Here is a 21,308-nt window from a genome sequence, read left to right as displayed (position 1 = left end):
GACACAGGTACAGGCAGTCGCGGCTGCCGCATAGGGGCCGGAACGACGGTCGGTCGGGATGTCCCTAGATCAGCCCGTCGACCGCAGTCGAACCGGGCTGCTGCCACGCCAGGTCGTCGGCGGTCAGCCCGGCCGGAGCGATGCGGTCGCCGTCGTCGGCGGCGAGCGCCGCCGGCCGGTTGCCGCTGGCACTGGCCACCGACAGCGTGTAGCTGCCGGTGTAGTAGGAGTAGCCGTCCACATCCAGGTAGAAGGTGCCGGACTGGCTCGGCGTGTAGTGCAGATAGGCGTCGTAGCCTGCGCCGCTGTCCAAGTTGTAGGCCAGCAGGCTGCCGCTGCTGTTGCGCAGGTAGAGTTCCGGGTCGTAGAGCGTGCCGCCGCCGGAGGCCGAGCCGCGCGCCTCGATGATCACCGACTGGCCGGCGGTCAGCTCGGTGCGGAACCAGTCGCGGTCGTACAGGCTGATGCTTCCGGTCGCGCTCTGGCCGACCCCGACATAGCCGCTGGTCGAGGTGTTGGCGGGCAGGTCGCCGGCGCCCTCGGACACCGCCGGGGGCGCGGTGGTCGTGATCCCGCCGGTCCCGGACGAAGTGCCGGTCGTCGCCCGGCCCTCGTAGTAGCCGTTGGTGATGTAGTGCCGGGTGGCGGCGGCGACGTCGCCGCCGAACGCCGCCTGCAGGTCGGCGTTCGCGGCCAGGTAGCTGGCGCCGTCGAAGGTGACGCCGCGTCCCTCGGCCTGTCCGGCGTTCAGGTAGTGCAGGGCGCCGGTCTCGCGCGCGGTGCCGAACGCCTGGATCAGGTCGCCGTGCGAGGCGATGTATTCCAGGCCGTCGAACCCGACCTCGCGGCCCTCGTAGACCCCGGTGCCGATCAGGTGGCTGCGTGCCCCTGCCGGGTTGCCCGCGAACACCGAGGCGAGGTCGCCATACGATGCCATGTACTCGTAGCCGGAGAACTCCGGGTCGAGGTAGCGCGCCAGGAAGTAGTTCACCGATCCGTTCTGGTCGAACAGGTGGTAGCGGGTGACGCCGTCGGCCGGGTCGGGGTTCGACAGGGTGGCGCCGCCGCCCTGCTGCAGCACGTCGACGGTCTCCGAGAAGCTGAGGCGACGCTCCAGCGCGGCGTCCGCCAGGGCCTGCACCGTCGCGACGCCGGCGGCGACCTGCGGGGCGGCGAAGCTGGTGCCGTCGACGCCGGCCTCCGGATAGCCCTCGCCGTCGGCGAGCACGGTGATGTAGCCGGGATAGTTCTGGGAGAACCCCGACGGATTGCCGGCGCCGTCATGGCTGCCGACCGCGATGACGTTGCTGAGCGCGGCCGGATAGATCGGGAAATCGAACGCCGCAGTGCTGCCGCCGTTGCCAGCGGCGGCGACGGTGAGGATGCCGCGGTCGGCCAGCGCGTCGATCGCGGAGACGTACGCGGAGTTCAGGGTGCTGGCGCCCCAGCTGACGTTGACGGCGCCGATGTGCCAACCGGCATCGTGCAGGGTCGCCAGCTGGCCGAAGGCCGACACGGCGGCCGAGGTGGAGAAATAGTACTCGCTGTTCGACGAGATCTGCAGGTCGATGCGCTCGAGCGCGACGTTGGTGTACTCGATCGACTGCGCGACATAGGTGCCGTGTGAACTGGTGCGGCTGCCGTCCGTGTCGCTGTTGCCGTAATAGTAATCGTAGGAATAGGCGCTGGGGCCGAAGATCGCTTCGAATTCGTCGACGACTCCGGAATCGACGATCCCGACCGACCATACACCCATGGACGTCCTCGCGCGCCACCGTGCTCAAGTTCTCGTTGTATAGGCTCTCGTGTTGCCCGACAAGCGGGGGCGAACGGCGGACGGGTCAGTTCAGGGTGTCCCACACGGATCGGGCGGCGGCGCCGTCGGCGGCCCCGGCGCGCAGCAGCAGGGCCAGCAGCAGCCTGGCCTTCAGCGGCGGCAGCCGGCCGCCGGAGACCACGCCGCGGTTCGCCAGATCGATCTCCGAGCCCAGCCGCTCGTAGGTCGCCTTCAGCAGGTAGCCGGACTGGATGCGGGCCGCCAGCACGACGGGCATGCGTCGCGCCAGGCGCTCGACGTCCTCGACCACCCAGGCCGGGGTGTGGCCGCCGCCCATGCCGCCGAGCACGACCCCGGCATAGCCGAAATGCGCCGGGTCGTCGGCCAGTGCCGCCAGCATCCCGCCGGATTCCCCGAGGCCCATGGTCAGCAGCGCCACGTCGTCGGGACCTGCGAGCGTGCCGTCGGTCCAGGCGGTCGGGCGCGGATGGCCGGTGGCGGCGTCGAAGGCGCGCTTGTGGTCCCGGTTGGGGGTGCCGACCAGCCGCACCCGGTCCTCGACCAGCACCCCGACCGGGCCGGCGACCATGCTGTGGAAGGCGTCGATCCGGTGCGGGCTGGCCTTGGCGACGTCGATGGCGGCGTGGATGGTGTCGAGCAGCACCACCAGCACGCCGAGCTCGGCCGACCGTCGGCGGACCACCGGGTCCGCGGCGGTCATGACCGCCGCCAGCAGGTTGCCGGGACCGTCATGAGAGACCGACAGCGGGTTGCGCATCGCGCCGGTCACTACCACCGGCACCCGGCCGTCGAGCACCAGGTCCAGCAGGAACGCCGACTCCTCCATGGTGTCGGTGCCCTGGGTGACCACCGCGCCGTCGATGGCGCCGGCCGCCGCGAGTTCGTCGATCCGGGCGGCGACCGCCAGCACGTCGTCGATCCGCAGGTCCGAGCTGCCGACCACCTTTGCGGTCTCGGCGGTCACCGTGGCAATCCGCTCCAGGCCCGGCACCGCGGCCACCAGGTCGGCGGCGGTCAGGCCCGGCTTCACCCCGCCGCCGTCACCCTTCACCATGGCGATGGTGCCGCCCAGCGCCAGCACGGCGATCCTCGGCTTCTCGGTCATCGGGCCCCTCGATAAGAATATCTTCATCTGCGAAGCCCCGGTTTTACCGGCCGGGATCAGCCGAGGAAAGCGTCCACGAAGGCCGCCATCGATTCGTATCGTGCGTCCGGCATCGCCAGCTCGGCGCCGAAGCCGGTGTGGCCGAGCGCCCGCCCGCCGCGGTCGATGTGGACGACGCGCTGGCCGAGCAGATTGCAGGGGCGCACGTCGGCTCGCCGGCTCTGCGCCACGTGCAGCACCCGGTGCGGCGGGACGCCTTGAGCGGCCAGCTCGGTCAGGCCGAGCACGAAGTGCCGCAGCGCCGGCTTGTAGGCTCCCGCCCGCTCGGCCGTGACCACGACGCCGAAGGGATCGCCCAGGCGCGCGCTGGAGTGCGCGAAGGACGCCTCGTCCATGTTGGTCAGCGCCCCCAGCGTGAACCGCTCCCGCAGCCGGGCGAGGGCGTCGACGCTGTCGGGATAGGCGGGCCATTCCGGCACCGACCGGCCGAAGTCCCGCTGCTCGCCGGGTTCGGCCTGTCGGCTCCACTCGCCGGCGATGTAGGCGAGGGCGAGTTCCAGGATGCGCGGGTAGGGACGCGCCGGGGCCAGCTGCTGGTAGTGGGCGCGGGCACGGTCGAACGCCTCGATCAGCGCTCCGTCGCCGGCGCCCGCCCCGGTGCGATCCGACCAGGCCCGCAACCGGGCGAGAATGGCCGGCTCCCAGTCGATCAGGGTTCCGTAGACGTCGAAGGTAATGGCGTCGAAGTCGGCCGGCTTCATCGTGCGCTCCATAATTATCGATTATCGATAAATTGACGCTTGGACAAATGCCGGTCAAGCGCGAGGATGCGCGATGGACACCGCCATACCGACGGCCTCGCCGCGTCGCTCGATCCCGGAGGACATCGCCGCGGTCCTGCGCGAGGAGATCCTCGACGGCGTGCAGGCTGCGGGCGAGCCGCTGCGCCAGGGCCATCTGGCCGGACGATTCGGCACCAGCCAGGCGCCGATCCGGGAGGCCCTGCGGCTCCTGGAGGCGCAGCGGCTGGTGGTTTCGGCGCCCAACCGGGGGGCCCGGGTGGCGCCATTGGATGCGGCCGAGGCCGCCGAGCTGGGCGAGCTTCGCCGCTCGCTCGAGCCCGAGCTGGCCGCCCGGGCGGCGCGCAATGCCGGGGCGGTGGACGCCGCCGCCGCGCGCGCGGCGGTCGCGGCCATGCTGGTGGCCCGCGATCCGGCGGCGCTGATGATGGCGAACAGCCGCTTCCACGACGCCATCTACCGGGCCGCCGGCCGTCCGATCACCCTGGAACTGGTGCACGGTCTGCGGGCCCGCTTCGAGCGGCATCTGCGCCTGATGTGGCGGCGCACCGGCCATGCGGCGCTGTCCAACGACGAGCACGCGGAGATCCTGCGGCTCGTGCTGGCCGGCGCCGACGAGGCAGTCCGCTCGGCGATGCAGCTGCATGTGGAGCGGTCGACCGCGGCGATCCTGTCCGCCCTGGGAGCGAGCGGCGCTAGTTGAATCCTCGGACGCCGCGCGTCCCGGCCTTGACGTGACCGGGCGGGCGTTGTGGGATCACCCGAAGCCATACGCCGCCCGCCCGGGACGGCGCAAGACGTCGCCCGAAACGTCGCCCACGTCACGTATCGAAAAGGAGGAAGCCATGGCCGCCCGCGCTTTCGGCCCGCTGCAGGGCATGACCGTCGTCGAGCTCTGCCATCACATGGCGGGCCCGACCTGCGGCCTGATGCTGGCCGACATGGGCGCCGACGTCATCAAGGTCGAGAAGGCCCAGGGCGGCGACGACACCCGCCGGACCGTTCCGCCCGGGATCAACGGCGAGGCCGCGTCCTTCATGATGATGAACCGCAACAAGCGCGGCGTCGTCCTCGACCTGAAGACGCCCGAGGGCGCCGAGGTGCTGCGCAAGCTGGTGGCCAAGGCCGACGTCCTGACCGAGAACTTCCGCCCCGGCGTGCTGGAGCGCCTGGGCCTCGGTTACGACGACCTGAAGAAGATCAATCCCGGGCTGATCTACGCCTCGATCTCGGGCTTCGGGCTGACCGGCCCCTATGCCAGCCGCGGCGGCTTCGACCTGGTGGCCCAGGGCATGAGCGGGCTGATGAGCATCACCGGCGAGCGGCCGGACGGCCCGCCGGTCAAGGTCGGCGCGCCGGTCTGCGACATCACCGCCGGCCTGCTGCTGGCGCTCGGCATCTGCGCGGCCTACTCGCACCGCCTGAAGACCGGCCAGGGCCAGCGGCTCGATACCTCGCTGATGGAGGCCGGGATCACCCACACCTACTGGCAGTCGGCGATCGCCTTCGCCACCGGGGTGGCGCCGCGCGCCATGGGCTCGGCGCATCCGCTGAGCGCGCCCTACCAGGCGGTCGAATGCGCCGACGGCTACATCAACATCGCCGCCAACACCGCGCGCTTCTGGGAGAAGATGTGCAGCATGATCGGCGCGCCCGAGCTGTTCGCCGACCCGCGCTTCAAGACCAACGGCGACCGGATGGCCAACCTGAAGGCGCTGGAGTCCGAGCTGAACGCCCGCTTCCGTACGGACAGTCGGGAGAACTGGCTGGCCAGGTTCGAGGCCGAGGGCATCCCGGCCGGGCCGATCTTCGACATCCTGGAGATGCACCGGGATCCGCAGACCATCGCCCGCGAGATGGTGCCGACGGTCGAGCATCCGGTGGCCGGCAAGGTCCAGACCATCGGACTGCCGGTGAAGTTCCACGACACGCCGGGCCGGGTGGCGACGCCGTCGCCGCTGTTCGGGCAGCACACCGCCGAGGTGCTGGCCGAGCTCGGCTACAGCGAGGCCGAGATCGAGGCGCTGGGAGCGGCCGAGGCCGTGCACCTGGGCGACAACACGAGCCGGGAGGCCGCAGAATAATGACTGCCGTGAAGGGAACCGCCGAACTGTCCGGGACCGAGGACCTGCTGGTCCATGTCGAGGACCGGATCGCCACCGTCACCATCAACCGGGCGGCCAAGCACAACGCCATGAACCTCGAGGTTTTCGGGGCGATCGGCAAGGTGTTCACCGCGCTCGACGCCGATCCGGAACTGCGCTGCGTGGTGGTGCGCGGGGCCGGCGGCAAGGCGTTCTCGGCCGGCGCCGACATCTCCGAGTTCGAATCGGTCCGCAAGGACAAGGCGGCGGCGAAGAAGTACGCCGCGCTGTCCGGGCCCTCGAACGACGCGGTGGTGAAGTGCCGGCATCCGGTGATCGCCCTGATCGAGGGGCTGTGCGTCGGCGGCGGCTTCGGGCTGGCGGCGCTGTGCGACCTCAGGATCTGCGGCGAGAGCAGCCGGTTCGGGGTGCCGGTCAAGCGGCTCGGCCTGGTCGAGTCGATGGAGGAGCTGGAGTTCCAGGTCAAGAAGTACGGCGCCAGCGCCATGCTGCAGATCCTGCTGGTCGGCGACCTGCTGAAGGCGGACGAGGCGCTGCACCACGGCATCGTCAACCGGGTGGTGCCGGACGACCAGGTCGAGGCGGCGGCCTACGAGTGGGCCGCTAAGATCGCCGAGGGCGCGCCGCTGACCGCGCGCTGGCACAAGCACTTCATCTACCGCCTGATGGAGCCGGCGCCGCTGACCGAGGCCGAGAAGGACATGGGCTACGACGCCTTCGACACCGAGGACTTCCAGCGCGGCTACAAGGCGTTCCTGGCCAAGGAGAAGCCGAGCTTCGTCGGAAGGTAGGATTAGGAACGGTTCACAGCGATCACACTGGAACGCGGACCCGGGCGGGGTCGTTACGGCCCCAGACCATTCCGTTACACGGAGAACGCAATGAACCGCGATCAGATCCAGGGCAACTGGAAGCAGCTCAAGGGCAAGGTCCAGCAGCAGTGGGGCAAGCTCACCGACGACGACCTCGACCGCATCGAGGGCACGCAGGAAGAGCTCGAGGGCCGTATCCAGGAGCGCTACGGCAAGTCCCGCGAGGAAGCCAGGAAGGAAGTCGACGACTGGCTCGCCCGCCACTGAGCCGGTGCAACGGACGAGCTGGCGCGACGGTCAGTGCTGCTGCCGCGCCTGCTCGTTCATCCGGTCGTGCCGCTCGCGGATCTCGGCCGGCCAGGTGCTCTTGATGAACGACAGCACGGCGATGATCTGGTCGTCGCTCAGGCTCTGGTCGTATCCCGGCATGTCGGACTGATAGGCCGGGTCGCCGATCACCCGGGACGGGCCGTATTTCGTGAGCGCGAACAGCACCTGGTCGGGATGATGCCAGGTGTGGCCGGTGGCGTCGTGCGGCGGCGCCGGCAGCTTGCCGTCCGGCTTGCGGACCTGCCAGGCCGGCTGGCCCTGCAGGTCGGCGCCGTGGCAGCTGGCGCATTGCGCGTCGTAGAGACCCCGACCTTCGGCAACCACCCTGGGGTTGTCGGGGGACAGTGTGATGCCGGGGGCCGGCCGCGGCTCCGGGCCCGACCAGAACGCCGCGAGTGCGCCGAGCAGCGCCAGCACGGCGGCGGCGATCAGCACCAGCCGGGAGCGGGTCATATGCAAGCTGCGGCTTCCCTCATAGTTTCGTCGCCCGCAGCCGCAGTGCGTTGCCGATCACCGAGACCGAACTGAGGCTCATCGCCGCCGCGGCGACGATCGGGCTCAGCAGGATCCCGAGGAACGGGAACAGCACCCCGGCCGCGATCGGCACACCGAGCGCGTTATACACGAAAGCGAAGAACAGGTTCTGCCGGATGTTGCGCATGGTGGCACGGCTCAGCAGCCGGGCCCGGGCGATGCCGCGCAGGTCGCCGCGCACCAGGGTCACCCCGGCGCTTTCGATCGCTACGTCGGTGCCGGCACCCATGGCGATGCCGACATCGGCGCGGGCCAGGGCCGGGGCGTCGTTCACGCCGTCGCCGGCCATGGCCACCACCGCGCCCTCGCGCTGCAGGCGGGCGACGATGTCGGCCTTGTCCTGCGGCTGCACCTCGGCCTCGACCTCGTCGATCCCCAGCGCCCGGGCCACCGCCTCGGCGGTCGGCCGGGCGTCGCCGGTCAGCATCACCACCCGGATGCCGTCGCGGCGCAGGGTCTCGACGGCGTCCTTCGTGGTCTCCTTGATCGGATCGGCGACGGCGACGACGCCGGTGGCCTTGCCGTCGATCGCCACGAACATGGCGGTCGCCCCCTCGCGCCGCTGCGCCACCGCGGTCTCGGTCAGCGCGTCGATCGCCACGCCCTGCTCCCGCATGAGACGCTCGTTGCCGAACGCGACGGCATGGCCCTCGACGCTGCCGGTGACGCCGCGGCCGGCGTGCATGTCGAACGCCGCCGCCTCGGGGACGGCGATCCCGCGGTCGCGGGCGCCGGACAGGATCGCCTCGGCCAGCGGGTGCTCGCTGCCCCGCTCGAGCCCGGCGACCAGCCGCAGCACCTCGGCCTCCTCGAAGCCGTCGGCGACCGACACGGCCTTCAGCTTGGGCCGGCCCTCGGTCAGGGTGCCGGTCTTGTCGCAAACCAGCACGTCGACCTTCTCCAGCCGTTCCAGCGCCTCGGCGTTGCGGATCAGCACGCCCATCTGGGCGCCGCGGCCGGTGCCGACCATGATCGACATCGGCGTGGCGAGGCCGAGCGCGCAGGGGCAGGCGATGATCAGCACCGAGACCGCGGCGACCAGCGCATGCGCCAGCGCCGGCTCCGGCCCCCAGGCCGCCCAGACGGCGAAGGCGGCGACCGCGACCAGCACCACCGCCGGCACGAACCAGCCGGCCACCATGTCGGCGAGGCCCTGGATCGGGGCGCGCGAGCGCTGCGCCTCGGCGACCATGTCGACGATCCGCGACAGCATGGTGTCGCGCCCGACCTTCTCGGCGCGCATGACGAACGACCCGCGGCCGTTCAGGGTGCCGCCGACCACGGCGTCGCCTGCGTGCTTCTCCACCGGGACCGGCTCGCCGGTCACCATGGACTCGTCGACCGAGCTTGAACCGTCGATGACCGAGCCGTCGACCGGCACCCGCTCGCCCGGGCGCACCCGCAGGCGGTCACCGGCCTCGAGCACGTCGATCGACACCTCCTCGTCGTCGCCGTCCTGTTTGACCCGGCGGGCGGTGCGCGGCGCCAGCTCCAGCAGCGCCTTGATGGCGCCGCTGGTGCGCTCGCGGGCCCGCAGTTCCAGGACCTGGCCGACCAGGACCAGGAACACGATGACGGCCGCCGTCTCGAAATACAGGCCGATATTGCCGTTCGCGTCCCTGAGGCTCTCGGGGAAGACGCCCGGCAGGGCAATGGCGGCCAGGCTGTACAGATGGGCGGCGCCGGTGCCGAGCGCGATCAGCGTGAACATGTTCGGGCTGCGCATGCGGACCGACATCCAGGCGCGCTCGAAGAACGGCCAGCCGGCCCACAGGATCGCAGGCGTCGACAGGATCGCCTGGGCCCAGCGCGCCCACGGGCTCTCCAGTGCGTGCATCAGCGGCGGAACCATCGCGCCCATGGCCAGCAGCAGCACCGGCACCGTGAGTGCGCCGCCGACGATCATCCGCCGGGTCATGTCCACCAGCTCGGGGCTCGGGCCGTCGTCCAGCGACACCGTCATCGGCTCCAGCGCCATGCCGCAGATCGGGCAGGATCCGGGTGCGTCTCGAACGATCTCCGGGTGCATCGGGCAGGTGTACCGGGTCCTGCCGGGGCCACGCGGATCGGCCGGCTCCAGCGCCATGCCGCATTTCGGGCAGTTGCCCGGTTCGGCGCTCCATACCCCGGCGCACATCGGGCAGATGTAGCCGCCGCGCCTGCGCTCGTCGTCCGTCACCGCGCGGTTGGTGTGATGGTGTTGGTGTCCGCCGTGGTCATGGCCTTGCTGCTGGTGGTCGGACATGGCCGCCTCCTCCGCTGCCGGACGTTGCCGAGCGCCCCTACTTGGGACTTCCGGTGACGGGAAGGTCAAGCCCGACGGGAGCGCGGTCGAGCGGCTACGGCGCCAGCTCGATCGCCCGGCCGGCCGGAACCGCCTGGCACAGCAGGATCCGGCCGGCGGCAGGCTCGGCCACCGGGGCCCGCAGGTAGCGGGTCGCGCCACGGGTCAGCGAGGCCGCGCAGGTGCCGCAGCTGCCGGACCGGCAGCCGGCCGGCGCGTCGACGCCATGCGCCTCCGCCAGGTCGAGCAGGCTGCCGGCCTCCGGCGTCCATGCGACGGTGATCCCGGCGGCCCGGAACGTGACGTCGGCGCTGTCGACCGCCGGCCCTAGGATCGTCGGACCCGGGGCGACCGGCCCGGCCGGACCGAAGGCCTCGGACCGGATGCGTTCCGGCGGGACGCCCAGACCGGCGAGGGCCTCGCGCATGTCGGCCATGAAGCCGGCCGGCCCGCACAGGTAGACGTCGCAGTCGTCGGGCGGCAGCCAGGCGCCGAGGGCCGCCCGGTCGATCCGTCCAGTGCCGTCGAAATCGCGGCCGGGAGCGTCCGCCGGACGCGGCGCGGTGTAGCGGACATGGACCGTCAGATGGTCGGGGTGGGCCCGCGCCAGCGCCCGGACGTGGTCGGCGAAGGCGTGCTCGCCGCCGTGGCGCGCGACATGGGCGAACCGGATCCGGCGGTGCGGGGCGCGCCGCCGGCCCTCCGGTCCGCCGAGCAGGTGGTTCAGCATGGCGATCATCGGGGTGACGCCGATGCCGGCGGACAGCAGCAGCACCGGCCGCCGGCTGTCGGTGTCCAGGACGAAGCCGCCGGCCGGCCGGCCGGCGCGGATACTGTCGCCGACGCGCAGGCGGTCGTGCAGCCAGGTGCTCGCCGCGCCGCCGGGCTCGCGCTTGACGGTGATCCGGTAGCCGAGGCCGCCCGGCGCGTCGGACAAGGTGTAGGTGCGGCGCACCGGCCGGCGGGCCCCGTCGATATCCAGCGCGACCGGCAGGAACTGGCCGGGCCGGTAGGGTGCGACCGCTCCGCCGTCGGCCGGCTGCAGGTGGAACGACCGTGCCGTCTCGCTTTCGTCGACGATCCCGGTGACCCGGAACGGCCGGTCGCCGGCGGACCGCCCGGCCGAAAGGACGGATGCGGCTTCGTCCCAGGTGCCGGTGGCGTGCAACTGCGGCGACGGCTCCGGCTCGCTCCAGCGCAACGGCACCGCGGCCTCGATCCGCAGGCTCTCGCGCAGCCGGAACCGCATCAGCCGCTCGGCGCCCGCGAAGGCCGCGACCTCCGGGCCGTCCCACACCACCTCGGCGTCGCCGGACAGCATCAGGGCGTCGCCGCTCGCGAAGTCGACGAACAGCAGGCCGGCCGCCGGGTTGATCGCGATGTTGCCGAGGGTGTTGAAGAAGAAGTTGCCGAGGAAGTCCGGCACGGTCAGGACGGTCACGCCATCCTGCGCCGCGACCTGCACGAATCCGGGGCGACCGCCGCGATGCGAGACGTCGACGCCGCGGACCGGGTCGCCGCCGCGCGCACCGGGGGCGGCAGTGGCAATGAAGAAGGTGTCGGCGCGCTCGACCAGCGCCCGGTCGCGGCCGGACAGCAGCCGGCCGCCGCGATGCACCGGCCTTGGCGCCGCCACGTCCCCGGGCTCGGCCACGAAACGCGGGGCGCGGGCCTGGATGTATTGCGGGCAGTTGCCGAAGCTCTGGCCGACCCGGACGGTCACCAGGCCGTCGTCGATCCCGGCGACGGTGCCGTTCATGCGGTTGCGGCGGCGGGTCTCCGGCTGGAGTCCGAGCAGGCCGAGCGGCGCGCCGACTACCAGCGCGTCGCCGAGCGGGTCGCCGAACGCTGGAACCGCCCGGATCGTCAGGGTCCGCGGGTCGGGCGACGACAGGAATCCCGGCCGCCCGGTCAGGATCGAGGCCCAGGGCCGGTCGTCGCGGTCCAGGCTGCCGACGACCAGGAACGGCAGGGCGGCGAAGAACGCCCGGTGCTGGTCCGGCATGAAGTCGCGGACCGCCCGGCGCATGACGGCCTCGGACCGCTGCCGCACCCCGGCGCGCTCCTGCAGCGCGGTTTCGCCGTCATGGGTCGGGCGGTCGGGGGCCGACCGGCCGGGAAGGGGAGTGGTGGTGGTCATGGCTCGTTCTCCTTGCCGCCGACCCCGGGGATTCCGGCTACGCCGCCAGGCCGACGGCGCTGCGCGGCATGCCGACGAAACCGGGCAGGGCCTCGATGCGGGCCAGCCAGGCGCGGATGTTCGGGTAGGGCTCCAGCGACACGCCGCCCTCCGGGGCGTGCGCCGTGTAGGAGTAGTGGGCGACGTCGGCGATGGTGGGGGCGTCGCCGGCGAGGAAGGGTCGGGCCGAAAGCTCGGCGTCGACGATGCCGAACAGCGCGTGGGCGATGCCGTGCGCCTTCTCGACGTCGATCTCGCGGTTAAACAGGTTGCCGATGCGGGCGGTCGCCGGGCCTTCGGCGAGTTGGCGGGCGGCCACCGACAGCCAGCGCTGGATCCGGCCCGCGGTGGCCGGGTCGTCCGGATACCAGCGCCCGGCCGGATCGTGCTTCCGGCACAGATAGACCAGGATCGCGTTGCTGTCCGCGAGGGTCAGGTCGCCGTCCTCGATCACCGGCAGCTGCCCGAAGGCGTTGCGGGCGAGGCCCTCGGGCGACCGCGAGCCGGCCGGCCCGAACGCGGTGTCGACCGCCTCGAACGGCACCGCGAGCAGCGACAGCATCAGTTCGACCCGGTGGCAGTGGCCGGAGAGCGCGTGGCGATAGACGCGGATCGGCTTCTCGGATGTGGGCATCGTCTTCCTCCCTTGGGCGGACCGTCTGGAACGGCCTGACCTGCCCAAGATAGGTGTTGCCATCGATCGAATTAATGATGCCTTATCGCAATCCAGTGTTCCTGATTGTGGAATTATGAGATGGATCGGCTCGACGGCATGCGGGTGTTCGTGGCGGTCGCCGAGTCCGGCGGCTTCGCGCCGGCGGCGCGGTCGCTGCGGGTCTCGCCGCCGGCGGTCACCCGGGCGGTGGCGGCGTTGGAGGAGCGGATCGGCGCCCGACTCCTGCACCGCACCACGCGGACGGTCCGCCTGACCGAGGCCGGCGTCCGGTTCCTGGCCGACGCCAAGCGCATCCTGGCCGAGCTCGACGAGGCCGAGGCGACGGCGGCCGGCGCCCATGCCGACCCGCGCGGCCTGGTGACGGTCACCGCGCCGCTGCTGTTCGGCAAGATGCATGTGGCGCCGGTCGTCCTGGACTTCCTGGCGCGCTATCCGGAGGTCTCGGCCCGCACCCTGTTCGCCGACCGCGTGGTCGACCTGCTGGACGAGGGGGTCGACGTGGCGGTGCGCATCGCCGTGCTGCCGGACAGCACCCTCAGCGCGGTGCGGGTCGGCCATGTCCGCCGGGTGGTATGCGCGTCGCCCGGCTTCCTGGCCCGCCACGGCACGCCGGAGACCCCGCGCGACCTGGAAGGGCTCGACTGCATCGGTTTTCAGTCCGGCGCGACGCCGGCACCCTGGGTGTTCCCGGCCCGCGCTGGTGGGGGCGGCGGCGAGACGGTCCGGCCGCCGATGCGGCTGCTGGTCAACAACGCCGACGTGGCGGTCGAGGCGGCGATCGCCGGCCGCGGCATCACCCGGGTGCTGTCCTACCAGGCTGCCGAGGCGGTGCGGGACGGCCGGCTGGTCGTCCTGCTGCCCGCCTTCGAACCGCCGCCGATCCCGGTCCAGATCGTCCATCTGGAAGGCCGGCGGGCGGCGGCGCGGGTCCGGGCCTTCGTCGACTTCGCGGCCGAGCGGCTGCGCGCGGTGCTGGGGGCCGGGTGACCGTCGGCTACGGTTCGACCGTCGCCGGCTCGCTCCTGCCCATGTCGCCGAGCAGCCAGATCAGGCGTTCGGCGTGGTTGGCCAGCGCCAGCAGGCGCAGGCGCTCGTCCGGGGCCAGGGCTGCTTCCTCGGCGAGATAGGCGGCGCGCACGCTCTTGATCCCCTTGCCCTCGTCGCCGGTCATGGCCGACAGCAGGTCCCGGTCGTCGGCGTCGTGCTCGCGCAGGACGTCGCCGAGCATCATGACGATCGAATCCAGGCCCTCGATCACCGACGCCGCGAACCGCTGTCCGACCTCCGTCGTCGCCAGGGCGCTGCGTTCGGCGGCGATCCCGGACACCGTGTCGGCGGCGGAGTCCAGCGCGTGCTGGAAGGTCAGCAGCGCATTCAGCCGCTCGTAGGAGTGGTCGGTCATCCGGTGTCCGGAGGCCAGGTCGTCGATGGTCTCGCGTACCGTCGCGGCCAGGATGCCGAACGCCTCGCGGATCGCGCCGAACGCGGCCGGCGGCCGGTCGTCGCGCAGGGCGTCGAACATGCCGGAGAGATACCGGACCAGCCGGGCCTGCTCGAGGGCGACAAGGTCCATGCCGGTCTCGGGGTCGTCGGCGGCGTGCTCGTGCAGGTATTTCGGACGCGACGCGATCTCGACCTCGGTGTCCGGCCAGATCCGTTGCAGGAGCCGGGTCGCCGGGCCGAGCAGCGGCATCAGGACCGCGCCGGGGATCAGGTTGAACAGGATGAAGGCGGCCGCGATCTGCCCGCCCATGTCGCCGGTGATGGCCTGGATCAGGGCCAGCATCAGCGGCACCTCGAACCACAGCTCGACATAGAACAGCGGCACCAGCAGGGCCGCGCCGGCGAGGTTGTAGAAGGTCTGGAACATGGCGATCTGCCGGGCCTGGCCCCTCAGGTTGGCCGACAGCAGCAGGGTCAGCAGCGACGACCCGGCGTTGGCGCCGTACACGATCATCACCGACTCCGCGAGGCCGAAGATGCCGGACAGCTCGAAGGCGAGGACCACCGCCATCACCGCGATCGACGACTGCACCACGAAGCTGAGGGCGCAGCCGATCAGGAAGCCGAGCAGGTAGGAGCCGCGGGTCCAGGACAGCAGGTCGGCGAACCACGGCTCGCCGGCCAGCGGCGCCACGCTGCCGTTCATCAGGTCGAGGCCGAAGAACAGCATGGCGACCCCGAACAGCGCGCCGACCACCGAGGCGGCGGTGCCGCGGCCGTCGGCTTTGTAGAGCAGCCCGGCCAGGCCGATCACGCACAGCACCGCGAGCTTCACGTCGACCACCAGGATCAGCACGATCAGCGCCCCGACGACGTTGACCCCGACGATCATCGGCATGGCCTGGGCGACCGACATCATGCCGGAGCGCAGCATGCTGACGATGATGAACATGGTGGCGGCACCGCTCTGGGTGACCGCGATGAAGGCGCCGCCCCACAGCACGCCCATCAGCGGCGAGCGGGTGTAGCGGGCGACCAGGGCGCGCAGCCGGCGGCCGCTGAGCCGCTTCAGATGCGCGGTGAGGATCTGCAGGCCTGCGAAGAACAGGCCGAGGCCGGCCAGCAGAGAGACGAGTATCGAAACCAAGGCGCCCCCGAGGAGTCGGTTTTCCGCATCGGCGCCGGGGCACCGGCGGGAACGATATCGGGATTCGCCCGCGAAACGCGACCCTCCCGGTCTCAGTCCGCCCCGGACCGGCGGTCAGTCCGGCCGGATCTGCGCCGCGAACCACTGCAGCATCGGGCCGAGCGCGCTTCGCCAGACCTTCCAGTCGTGGCCGCCGTCGTCGATCCGCAGTTCGGCCGGGATGCTGCGGTCGCGCAGCTCCTCGAACAGTTCGAGGGTGGAGAACTGGGTGCCGAAGCCGTCGTCGTCGCCGGCCTGCAGGTAGATCCCGATCGGTTCCGCCGGATCCTGGACCCGAGGCAGGTAGCGGCGCGGGTGGTTCGCGAGGAACCGCTGCGGGTCGAACGGCTCGCCGAAGGCGCCGGTGAAGATCCGGGTCATGCGCGCCGGGTCTGCCGGCTTCCATCCGGCCTGCACGCGGTTCCACAGCGCCGCGCTGAGCGCGCCGATGGCGCGGTAGCGTTCCGGGTTCTCGAAGCCGAGGCGGAGCGCGCCGAACCCACCCATCGACAGCCCGGCGACGAAGCGGCCGTCGCGCACCGTCATGGCCCGCCAGGTGGCCTCGACATGGGCCGGCAGGTCGTCGCGCACCGCGGTCGCGTAGTTGCCGGGGCCGCCGATGTCGGCGGAGTCGACCCACCAGCTCTTCAGCCCGTTCGGCATCACCACGATGAACGACGGCAGCTCCCGGGCCGCGATCAGGCCGTCCAGGGTCTGCTCGACCCGTCCGAACTGCGGCCAGGCCCGCTCGTCGTCGCCGACGCCGTGCAGCAGGTAGACCACCGGATAGCGGCGCTCCGCCTGATCGGGCGCGTGATAGCCGGGCGGCAGGTAAATCGAGAACCGCATCGGCCCGGCCAGCGCCCGACTGTCGAAGGACTGCGACCACAGCAACTCGGCGGTGGCGGGGGCGGCGGCCGAGAGGCTCGCCGCGGTAACGGCCAGGGCGGCGAAGGCGGGCGCCAGGCGGCGGATCATGACAGGGGAACTCCGGAACGGGCGGGGCAGCCACTCCAGGTACGGCCGGGGTCTTCTAGCGGATTTAGCCGGCCGTCGTCACCGGCCGGTCGGTACAAATCAGTCCGGCGCAAATCAGTCCGGCACAAATCAGTCTGGCGCCACCAGCATGGCACGGGCCCGCTCGGCGAACTCGTCCGGGATCGCGCTCGGCCGCCGCGCCTCCATGTCCAGATGCACGCCGAACTGCGACATCTCGGCGATCAGCGCGTCGTCGCTCGGCCTGACGAGGCGATGGACCATGCGCATCGACGACCGGCCGACCTGGGCGAAGCAGGAGTGGCAGTCGACCGGCTCGCCTAGCCTCGCCGGCTCCACCACCCGCAGCTGGAACTCGAAGGTCGAGTAGCCGATGCGGTTGTCCCGCAGATAGGCCGGCGTCATCCCGGCCCGGGCCAGGGTGTGGACGATGGCGGCCGAGAACCGGTGGATCATGGCATCGACGCCGAGCCGGCCGGTCCGGTCCAGGTCGCGCGGGATGACCGAGTCGGTGGCGGTCCGTACCCAGTCGGGGCCCCAGGCCGGTGCCGGGCGGATCTCGCGGGCCGGGCCGTCCCATACCGCCAGGGCGTCGGCCGCGGCGCTGGCACCGATCACCGTCTGCTCGGTGGTGGCGCACAGCCCGCCGTCGGCGCTGTCGAACAGCTTGTGGCCGATCACCAGGTCGCCGTCCTCGGCCGAGATCGGGGCCGACATGACGTGGTAGCAGTCGCCTGACCGCAGCTCGCGCTGGTAGCGGGTGTGCCAGTCGACGGTGTGGGTGGCGGCCGGGTCCTGGCCGAGCGCCATCAGCGCCCGGTCGCCGGCCTGGGCGAATTTCTCGTAGTAGTAGGCCACCGTGAAATGCTCGACGAAGTCGGTCTCCCACGGGAACACGTTGGAGCGGAAGGTCTCGAAATACGCGCTCACGATCTGTCCTCCAGTCGGTAGAAGCGGGTGGCGTTGTCGTGGAACACGGCCTCCAGCTCCGGCCGGGTCAGCCCGGCCAGGATCTCCAGGAAGCCCTCCAGCTGGTCGCGATAGCCGATCTTCAGGCTGGCCGGCGGGAAGTTCGACGCCCACATGCAGCGCTCGACTCCGAAGATCTCGAGCGCCTCGAGCACAACCCGGCGGTTGCTCTCGACCGTCCATGCGGCGTCCTTCAGGCCGAGCTCTGACAGCTTGACGTGCACCCAGGGCAGCCGGGCGATCGCCTGCATCTGCTCGTGCCACATCGCCAGCCCGGCTTCCGACCGGTCCCACGGGAAGCCGGTATGGTTCAGGACAACCGGGATCTCGGGGTGCCGCTCGATCACTGCCGCCGCCTCGGCCAGGTGCCAGCACGGTACCCGCAGGTCGTAGCTCAGGCCGTGTCGGGCGAGGGCCGCGTAGCCGCGCCGCCAGGCCGGGTCGGACAGGCTGCGCGGGCCGTCGGGGGGCGCCATGTCCGGCGTGAGCGAGGTGACCGGCTTGGAGCGGATGCCGCGCATCAGCGGCGACTCGCAGTGCCCGGCCAGCTTGTCCTCGACCGCCGGGTCGTCGAGCCAGACATGGCCGACGATCGCATCCGGCAGGCCGTGCGCGGCGGCGACCTCGGTCAGCCAGTGGGTCTCGGCGACCTGGTTCGCGCGGTCCCACTCGGCCTCGACATGCACGGTCCTGACGATCCGGAAGCCGGCCGCGTCACGGCGGTAGTCCTCCGGCATGTAGCGGCGTTTCAGCGCCGAGTAGTCGCCGAGGAAGAAGTGCGGCTCCGGGTGGTCACTGAGCCAGGGGTAGTAATTCCGCTCGATGTCCCAAAGATGGTGATGGGCATCGACGATCTCGAGGTCGTTCATGGCAGGATGTCTTCGGGATTCCGGGATGGACGGTCGGGCCGCGCGAGCATGGCACGCGTTCCGCGCTCCGGCCAAGGGCATGGCGGTCCGCTGGGGGCCGCAAAGCTGGGAGTGTCCACATGGTGAAGCGCATCGGAGTCCTGACCAGCGGCGGCGACTGCGCCGGGCTGAACGCCGCGATCCGGGCGATCGTCCTGCATGCCGACAGCCATGGCTGGGAGGTGATCGGGATCGAGGATGGGACCCAGGGACTGCTGGACCGGCCGGTCCGGGCCCGCCGGCTGCTGCCCGACGAGTTCGACGGCATCCTGCTGCGCCGCGCCGGGACCATCCTGGGCACGGTCAGCCACGGCGACCCGTTCGCCTATCCGATGCCCGACGGATCGATCGTCGACCAGTCCGGGCGGATGATCGACGGCATGCGGGAACTGGCGATCGAGGCGCTGATCTGCATCGGCGGCGACGGCAGCTTCCGGATCCTCGACCGGCTGTGCCGCCAGGCCGGGATGCCGCTGGTCGGGGTGCCCAAGACCATCGACAACGACGTGTACGGCACCGATGCGGCGATCGGGTTCAACACCGCGGTCGAGGTCGCCGTCGAGGCGCTGGACCGGCTGCAGCCGACCGCCCAGAGCCACGACCGGGTCATGGTACTCGAAGTGATGGGGCGCGACGCCGGCCACATCGCCATCCACGCGGCGGTCGCCGGCGGCGCCGACATCTGCCTGATCCCGGAGATTCCCTACGATTTCGGCAAGGTCGCGGAAAAGCTCCTGGCGGTGAAGGCCAGCGGGCGCAGCTTCGCCCTGGTGGTGGTGGCCGAGGCCGTGAAGACCGACGAGGGCAAGCCGATCGCCCACCGCAAGCCGGACGGCGGCATCCGCTACGGTGGCATCGGGCAGTGGCTGGCCGAGCGCATAGAGGCCGAGGTCGGCATCGACTGCCGGGTGACGGTGCTCGGCCACGTGCAGCGCGGCGCCGAGCCGATCGCGGTCGACCGGGTGGTGGCGAGCGCACTCGGCGTGCACGCCGTGGACCTGATCGCATCCGGCCGGACCGGCACCGTGGCGGTCTGGAGCAGGCGCAGCGTCGGCGAACTGCCGATCCCGGAGGTCGTCGGCCGGACCCGCCCGGTCGAGGTCGACGACATCCTGGTGCGCACCGCGCTCGGCCTCGGCATCTATGTGGGCGAGACCGGCGGCGGCTGTACTTCCCCGTGACCGGCGACGCGCTACACTCCATCGGTATCGAACCATCGAGGGAGCGGGGCATGGCCATGATCAACCCCCTGAAGCGGCGCCTGCAGGCCGGCGAGGCAGCGGCCGGCGTGCTGATCACCATGCCGAGCGTCAACCTGGCCCAGGTCCTGGCCGGCGCCGGATTCGACTGGCTGTTCATCGACTTGGAGCACGGCTCGATCGATACGGCGGCCATGCACCACCTGATCGCGGCGACCGCCGGCACCGCCTGCGCGCCGCTGGTTCGCGTGCCGCGCCCCGACCTCGCCCTGTGCAAGCCGGCCCTGGACGCCGGCGCGATGGGGCTGATCTTCCCGATGATCTGTACGGCGGAGCAGGCGGCGGCGACGGTCCGCTGCATCAACTACCCGCCGACCGGCGACCGGGGCTGGGGGCCGTTCTACGCGCCGACGCGATGGGGCCTGCCGGGGCCGATGGAGTATTTCGAGGTCGCCAACCGGGAACTGGCGAACATCGTGCTGGTCGAGCACATCGACGCGATCGACAACATCGATGCGATCATGGCGGTGCCGGGCATCGACGTGGCGGTCATCGCGCCGATGGACCTGGCGGTCAGCATGGGCCACCCGGGAGACCGTGATCATCCGGAGGTGGTGGCGGCGATCGGGCGGGCGGAGAAGGCGATCCTGGCGAGCCCGGCCGCGCTCGGCGGAATGGCGCTGTCGAGCGCCGAGGCCAACGCGAAGATCGCCAGGGGTTACCGGTTTCTGGTGATGGGCTACGATGTCATGCTGATCCAGCAGATCGCGTCACAGTTGCTGGACGGCCTGGAGCGTTGACGGCGGGCGAGGCCGTCAACGTCTCGTTTACCAGAGCGCGGTAGGTTGTGCGCATGGCTGCCAGCGATGCACCGTCGATACCACTTCGAGATCGCCTGACCGCGTGGTGGCGGGGCTACGATCCCGCGGACTACCACGCCTGGCGGACCGGCAACGCCGAGCCGCCGCGGTCGCGCTCCATCGAGGACATGATCCCGAAGGCACCGGTGCTGTCGACGGTGGACCACACGCGGGCCCGCATCGATGTCCTGCAGCGGCTGTTCGGGCCCGGCTACGTGTCGCCCGGCGGCAGCGAGTATGTCGTCGAGATCGTCAAGGCGTTCGGCCTGACGCCGGAGCACTCGGTGCTCGACCTGTCGGCCGGCCTCGGCGGTCCGGCGACGGCGATCGTGCAGCGTTTCGGGGTCTGGATCACCGGCTACGAGATGGATCCGGAACTGGCGGAGTGGGCGCCGAGCGTGGTCGCGACCCTGAAGGGCGGCGACCATGTGACGGTCCGCGGCTTCCAGCCCGAGGAACTCGCCCTGCGGCCCAGGAGCTTCGACTGCGTGATCTCGCGCGATGCGCTGTTCGCGGTCCGCGACCGGCCGGCACTGCTGAAGACGATACACGGCGTCCTCAAGGGATGGGGCCAGCTGGTCATCACCGACTACGTCCTGCCGTCAGATGAGGCGCCGTCGGACCGGATCCAGTCCTGGCTGGAATCGGAAGACCTCACCTACAAGCCCTGGTCCAAGTCCGACTACGAGAAGGCGTTCGTCGAGCTGGGATTCGACGTCCGGGTGGTCGAGGACCGCTCCACGGAGCACCGCCAGCAGATCCGTGACACCTTTGCGCGGTTCGTCGAGCACCTCAACGGCTCGGATCCGCTGGCCGAGGATCCGGCGCACCGGGCCGCGCTGATCGTCGAGGCCGAGCGCTGGGCCCGACGGGCCTCGCTTCTGGAGGGCGGAGACCTGGCGCTGTACCGGTTTTTCCTGATCAAGCCGGAGCCGAAGGAATAGGCGCCCGGCGGCTCCGCCGAACCGGGCCGCCGAACCGAGTGTAGCTGACGCGTCAAGTTGTCCGGTGTTTGTAGCGCATGATCTGTCCGCTTCTGTTGTTTGCCCGGTGCGACAGCCGGAGGTCGCCGTAGGCGTCCGTATGCTGTCGCACCGGGTTGGCGCGTCGAAGCGGTTCACGCG

19 protein-coding genes are annotated in these 21,308 nt (G+C 71.2%); 8 read left to right on the top strand and 11 right to left on the bottom strand.

Annotated features, from left to right (window positions below; all coding sequences use genetic code 11):
• Nucleotides 1-64: 64 nt before the first annotated feature.
• The 3 genes from RIC31_RS11460 to RIC31_RS11450 all read right to left on the bottom strand — a co-directional run bounded on the left by RIC31_RS11460 (nt 65) and on the right by RIC31_RS11450 (nt 3,664).
• On the bottom strand, nt 65-1,756 hold the full coding sequence (locus tag RIC31_RS11460; RefSeq protein WP_350106927.1) for a S8/S53 family peptidase: 1,692 nt from the start codon (nt 1,754-1,756) through the stop codon (nt 65-67).
• A gap of 85 nt (nt 1,757-1,841) precedes the next feature.
• The gene (locus tag RIC31_RS11455) at nt 1,842-2,903 is read right to left on the bottom strand and encodes an asparaginase (protein WP_350106924.1); all 1,062 of its coding nucleotides are present in this window, start codon (nt 2,901-2,903) and stop codon (nt 1,842-1,844) included.
• A gap of 56 nt (nt 2,904-2,959) precedes the next feature.
• Nucleotides 2,960-3,664, bottom strand: a complete 705-nt coding sequence (locus tag RIC31_RS11450; protein ID WP_350106920.1) for an HAD-IA family hydrolase — start codon at nt 3,662-3,664, stop codon at nt 2,960-2,962.
• A gap of 73 nt (nt 3,665-3,737) precedes the next feature.
• On the opposite strand from RIC31_RS11450, the gene RIC31_RS11445 reads away from it, so the two are divergent.
• The 4 genes from RIC31_RS11445 (at nt 3,738) to RIC31_RS11430 (ending at nt 6,887) form a co-directional block, all read left to right on the top strand.
• Complete coding sequence (locus tag RIC31_RS11445) at nt 3,738-4,406, top strand: GntR family transcriptional regulator (protein ID WP_350106917.1); 669 nt, start codon at nt 3,738-3,740, stop codon at nt 4,404-4,406.
• Nucleotides 4,407-4,548: 142 nt separating this feature from the next.
• Complete coding sequence (locus RIC31_RS11440; protein ID WP_350106913.1) at nt 4,549-5,787, top strand: CaiB/BaiF CoA transferase family protein; 1,239 nt, start codon at nt 4,549-4,551, stop codon at nt 5,785-5,787.
• Nucleotides 5,787-6,599 carry an enoyl-CoA hydratase/isomerase family protein gene (locus RIC31_RS11435; protein WP_350106910.1) on the top strand — a complete coding sequence of 271 codons (813 nt, stop codon included), beginning with the start codon at nt 5,787-5,789 and terminating at the stop codon, nt 6,597-6,599. Before RIC31_RS11440 ends, RIC31_RS11435 begins: the two co-directional genes overlap by 1 nt.
• 90 nt (nt 6,600-6,689) lie before the next feature.
• The gene (locus RIC31_RS11430; RefSeq protein WP_350106907.1) at nt 6,690-6,887 is read left to right on the top strand and encodes a CsbD family protein; all 198 of its coding nucleotides are present in this window, start codon (nt 6,690-6,692) and stop codon (nt 6,885-6,887) included.
• Between the two features lie 30 nt (nt 6,888-6,917).
• Here the strand turns inward: RIC31_RS11430 and RIC31_RS11425 are convergent, their stop codons facing one another.
• From RIC31_RS11425 to RIC31_RS11410, 4 genes are all read right to left on the bottom strand, one after another.
• Entirely contained in the window at nt 6,918-7,403 is a 486-nt protein-coding gene (locus RIC31_RS11425) for a c-type cytochrome (protein ID WP_350106904.1), read from the bottom strand.
• A 19-nt stretch (nt 7,404-7,422) separates the two neighbouring features.
• Nucleotides 7,423-9,729, bottom strand: coding sequence for a copper-transporting P-type ATPase (locus RIC31_RS11420; protein ID WP_350106901.1), 2,307 nt, complete (start codon nt 9,727-9,729; stop codon nt 7,423-7,425).
• Between the two features lie 94 nt (nt 9,730-9,823).
• On the bottom strand, nt 9,824-11,908 hold the full coding sequence (locus tag RIC31_RS11415; protein WP_350106898.1) for a 2Fe-2S iron-sulfur cluster-binding protein: 2,085 nt from the start codon (nt 11,906-11,908) through the stop codon (nt 9,824-9,826).
• A 37-nt stretch (nt 11,909-11,945) separates the two neighbouring features.
• Nucleotides 11,946-12,581, bottom strand: coding sequence for a glutathione S-transferase (locus RIC31_RS11410; protein WP_350106894.1), 636 nt, complete (start codon nt 12,579-12,581; stop codon nt 11,946-11,948).
• A gap of 120 nt (nt 12,582-12,701) precedes the next feature.
• Between RIC31_RS11410 and RIC31_RS11405 the strand changes: the two genes are divergently transcribed.
• A complete protein-coding gene (locus tag RIC31_RS11405) occupies nt 12,702-13,610 on the top strand; it encodes a LysR family transcriptional regulator (protein ID WP_350106891.1) in 909 nt (302 codons plus the stop codon).
• 7 nt (nt 13,611-13,617) lie between these two features.
• Here RIC31_RS11405 and RIC31_RS11400 read toward each other — a convergent pair whose 3' ends face one another.
• The 4 genes from RIC31_RS11400 to RIC31_RS11385 form a co-directional block, all read right to left on the bottom strand.
• Nucleotides 13,618-15,213, bottom strand: a complete 1,596-nt coding sequence (locus RIC31_RS11400) for a Na/Pi cotransporter family protein (protein ID WP_350106888.1) — start codon at nt 15,211-15,213, stop codon at nt 13,618-13,620.
• 114 nt (nt 15,214-15,327) lie between these two features.
• The gene (locus tag RIC31_RS11395) at nt 15,328-16,230 is read right to left on the bottom strand and encodes an alpha/beta hydrolase (protein WP_350106885.1); all 903 of its coding nucleotides are present in this window, start codon (nt 16,228-16,230) and stop codon (nt 15,328-15,330) included.
• A gap of 129 nt (nt 16,231-16,359) precedes the next feature.
• Nucleotides 16,360-17,178 carry a thioesterase family protein gene (locus tag RIC31_RS11390; protein WP_350106882.1) on the bottom strand — a complete coding sequence of 273 codons (819 nt, stop codon included), beginning with the start codon at nt 17,176-17,178 and terminating at the stop codon, nt 16,360-16,362.
• Entirely contained in the window at nt 17,175-18,086 is a 912-nt protein-coding gene (locus tag RIC31_RS11385; RefSeq protein WP_350106879.1) for an amidohydrolase family protein, read from the bottom strand. Before RIC31_RS11385 ends, RIC31_RS11390 begins: the two co-directional genes overlap by 4 nt.
• Nucleotides 18,087-18,205: 119 nt before the next feature.
• Between RIC31_RS11385 and RIC31_RS11380 the strand changes: the two genes are divergently transcribed.
• Genes RIC31_RS11380 through RIC31_RS11370 form a run of 3 tightly spaced genes read left to right on the top strand, consistent with a single transcriptional unit; the run spans nt 18,206 to nt 21,128 of the window.
• On the top strand, nt 18,206-19,306 hold the full coding sequence (locus RIC31_RS11380; protein WP_350106875.1) for an ATP-dependent 6-phosphofructokinase: 1,101 nt from the start codon (nt 18,206-18,208) through the stop codon (nt 19,304-19,306).
• 50 nt (nt 19,307-19,356) lie between these two features.
• On the top strand, nt 19,357-20,124 hold the full coding sequence (locus RIC31_RS11375) for an HpcH/HpaI aldolase family protein (RefSeq protein ID WP_350106872.1): 768 nt from the start codon (nt 19,357-19,359) through the stop codon (nt 20,122-20,124).
• Between the two features lie 53 nt (nt 20,125-20,177).
• Nucleotides 20,178-21,128, top strand: coding sequence for a methyltransferase domain-containing protein (locus tag RIC31_RS11370; RefSeq protein WP_350106869.1), 951 nt, complete (start codon nt 20,178-20,180; stop codon nt 21,126-21,128).
• Nucleotides 21,129-21,308 lie beyond the last annotated feature (180 nt).

It is taken from the genome of Thalassobaculum sp. (assembly GCF_040219615.1).
Lineage (GTDB): Bacteria > Pseudomonadota > Alphaproteobacteria > Thalassobaculales > Thalassobaculaceae > Thalassobaculum_A.
The sequence above is the reverse complement of the archived record's forward strand: the minus strand, read 5'-3'. Positions and strand labels throughout refer to the sequence as shown.

Excerpts from the sequence above, each read along its gene's own strand:
- RIC31_RS11460 (WP_350106927.1), bottom strand. The coding sequence starts at position 1,756 with ATGGGTGTATGGTCGGTCGGGATCGTCGATTCCGGAGTCGTCGACGAA.
- RIC31_RS11455 (WP_350106924.1), bottom strand. The coding sequence starts at position 2,903 with ATGACCGAGAAGCCGAGGATCGCCGTGCTGGCGCTGGGCGGCACCATC.
- RIC31_RS11450 (WP_350106920.1), bottom strand. The coding sequence starts at position 3,664 with ATGAAGCCGGCCGACTTCGACGCCATTACCTTCGACGTCTACGGAACC.
- RIC31_RS11445 (WP_350106917.1), top strand. The coding sequence starts at position 3,738 with ATGGACACCGCCATACCGACGGCCTCGCCGCGTCGCTCGATCCCGGAG.
- RIC31_RS11440 (WP_350106913.1), top strand. The coding sequence starts at position 4,549 with ATGGCCGCCCGCGCTTTCGGCCCGCTGCAGGGCATGACCGTCGTCGAG.
- RIC31_RS11435 (WP_350106910.1), top strand. The coding sequence starts at position 5,787 with ATGACTGCCGTGAAGGGAACCGCCGAACTGTCCGGGACCGAGGACCTG.
- RIC31_RS11430 (WP_350106907.1), top strand. The coding sequence starts at position 6,690 with ATGAACCGCGATCAGATCCAGGGCAACTGGAAGCAGCTCAAGGGCAAG.
- RIC31_RS11425 (WP_350106904.1), bottom strand. The coding sequence starts at position 7,403 with ATGACCCGCTCCCGGCTGGTGCTGATCGCCGCCGCCGTGCTGGCGCTG.
- RIC31_RS11420 (WP_350106901.1), bottom strand. The coding sequence starts at position 9,729 with ATGTCCGACCACCAGCAGCAAGGCCATGACCACGGCGGACACCAACAC.
- RIC31_RS11415 (WP_350106898.1), bottom strand. The coding sequence starts at position 11,908 with ATGACCACCACCACTCCCCTTCCCGGCCGGTCGGCCCCCGACCGCCCG.
- RIC31_RS11410 (WP_350106894.1), bottom strand. The coding sequence starts at position 12,581 with ATGCCCACATCCGAGAAGCCGATCCGCGTCTATCGCCACGCGCTCTCC.
- RIC31_RS11405 (WP_350106891.1), top strand. The coding sequence starts at position 12,702 with ATGGATCGGCTCGACGGCATGCGGGTGTTCGTGGCGGTCGCCGAGTCC.
- RIC31_RS11395 (WP_350106885.1), bottom strand. The coding sequence starts at position 16,230 with ATGATCCGCCGCCTGGCGCCCGCCTTCGCCGCCCTGGCCGTTACCGCG.
- RIC31_RS11385 (WP_350106879.1), bottom strand. The coding sequence starts at position 18,086 with ATGAACGACCTCGAGATCGTCGATGCCCATCACCATCTTTGGGACATC.
- RIC31_RS11380 (WP_350106875.1), top strand. The coding sequence starts at position 18,206 with ATGGTGAAGCGCATCGGAGTCCTGACCAGCGGCGGCGACTGCGCCGGG.
- RIC31_RS11375 (WP_350106872.1), top strand. The coding sequence starts at position 19,357 with ATGGCCATGATCAACCCCCTGAAGCGGCGCCTGCAGGCCGGCGAGGCA.
- RIC31_RS11370 (WP_350106869.1), top strand. The coding sequence starts at position 20,178 with ATGGCTGCCAGCGATGCACCGTCGATACCACTTCGAGATCGCCTGACC.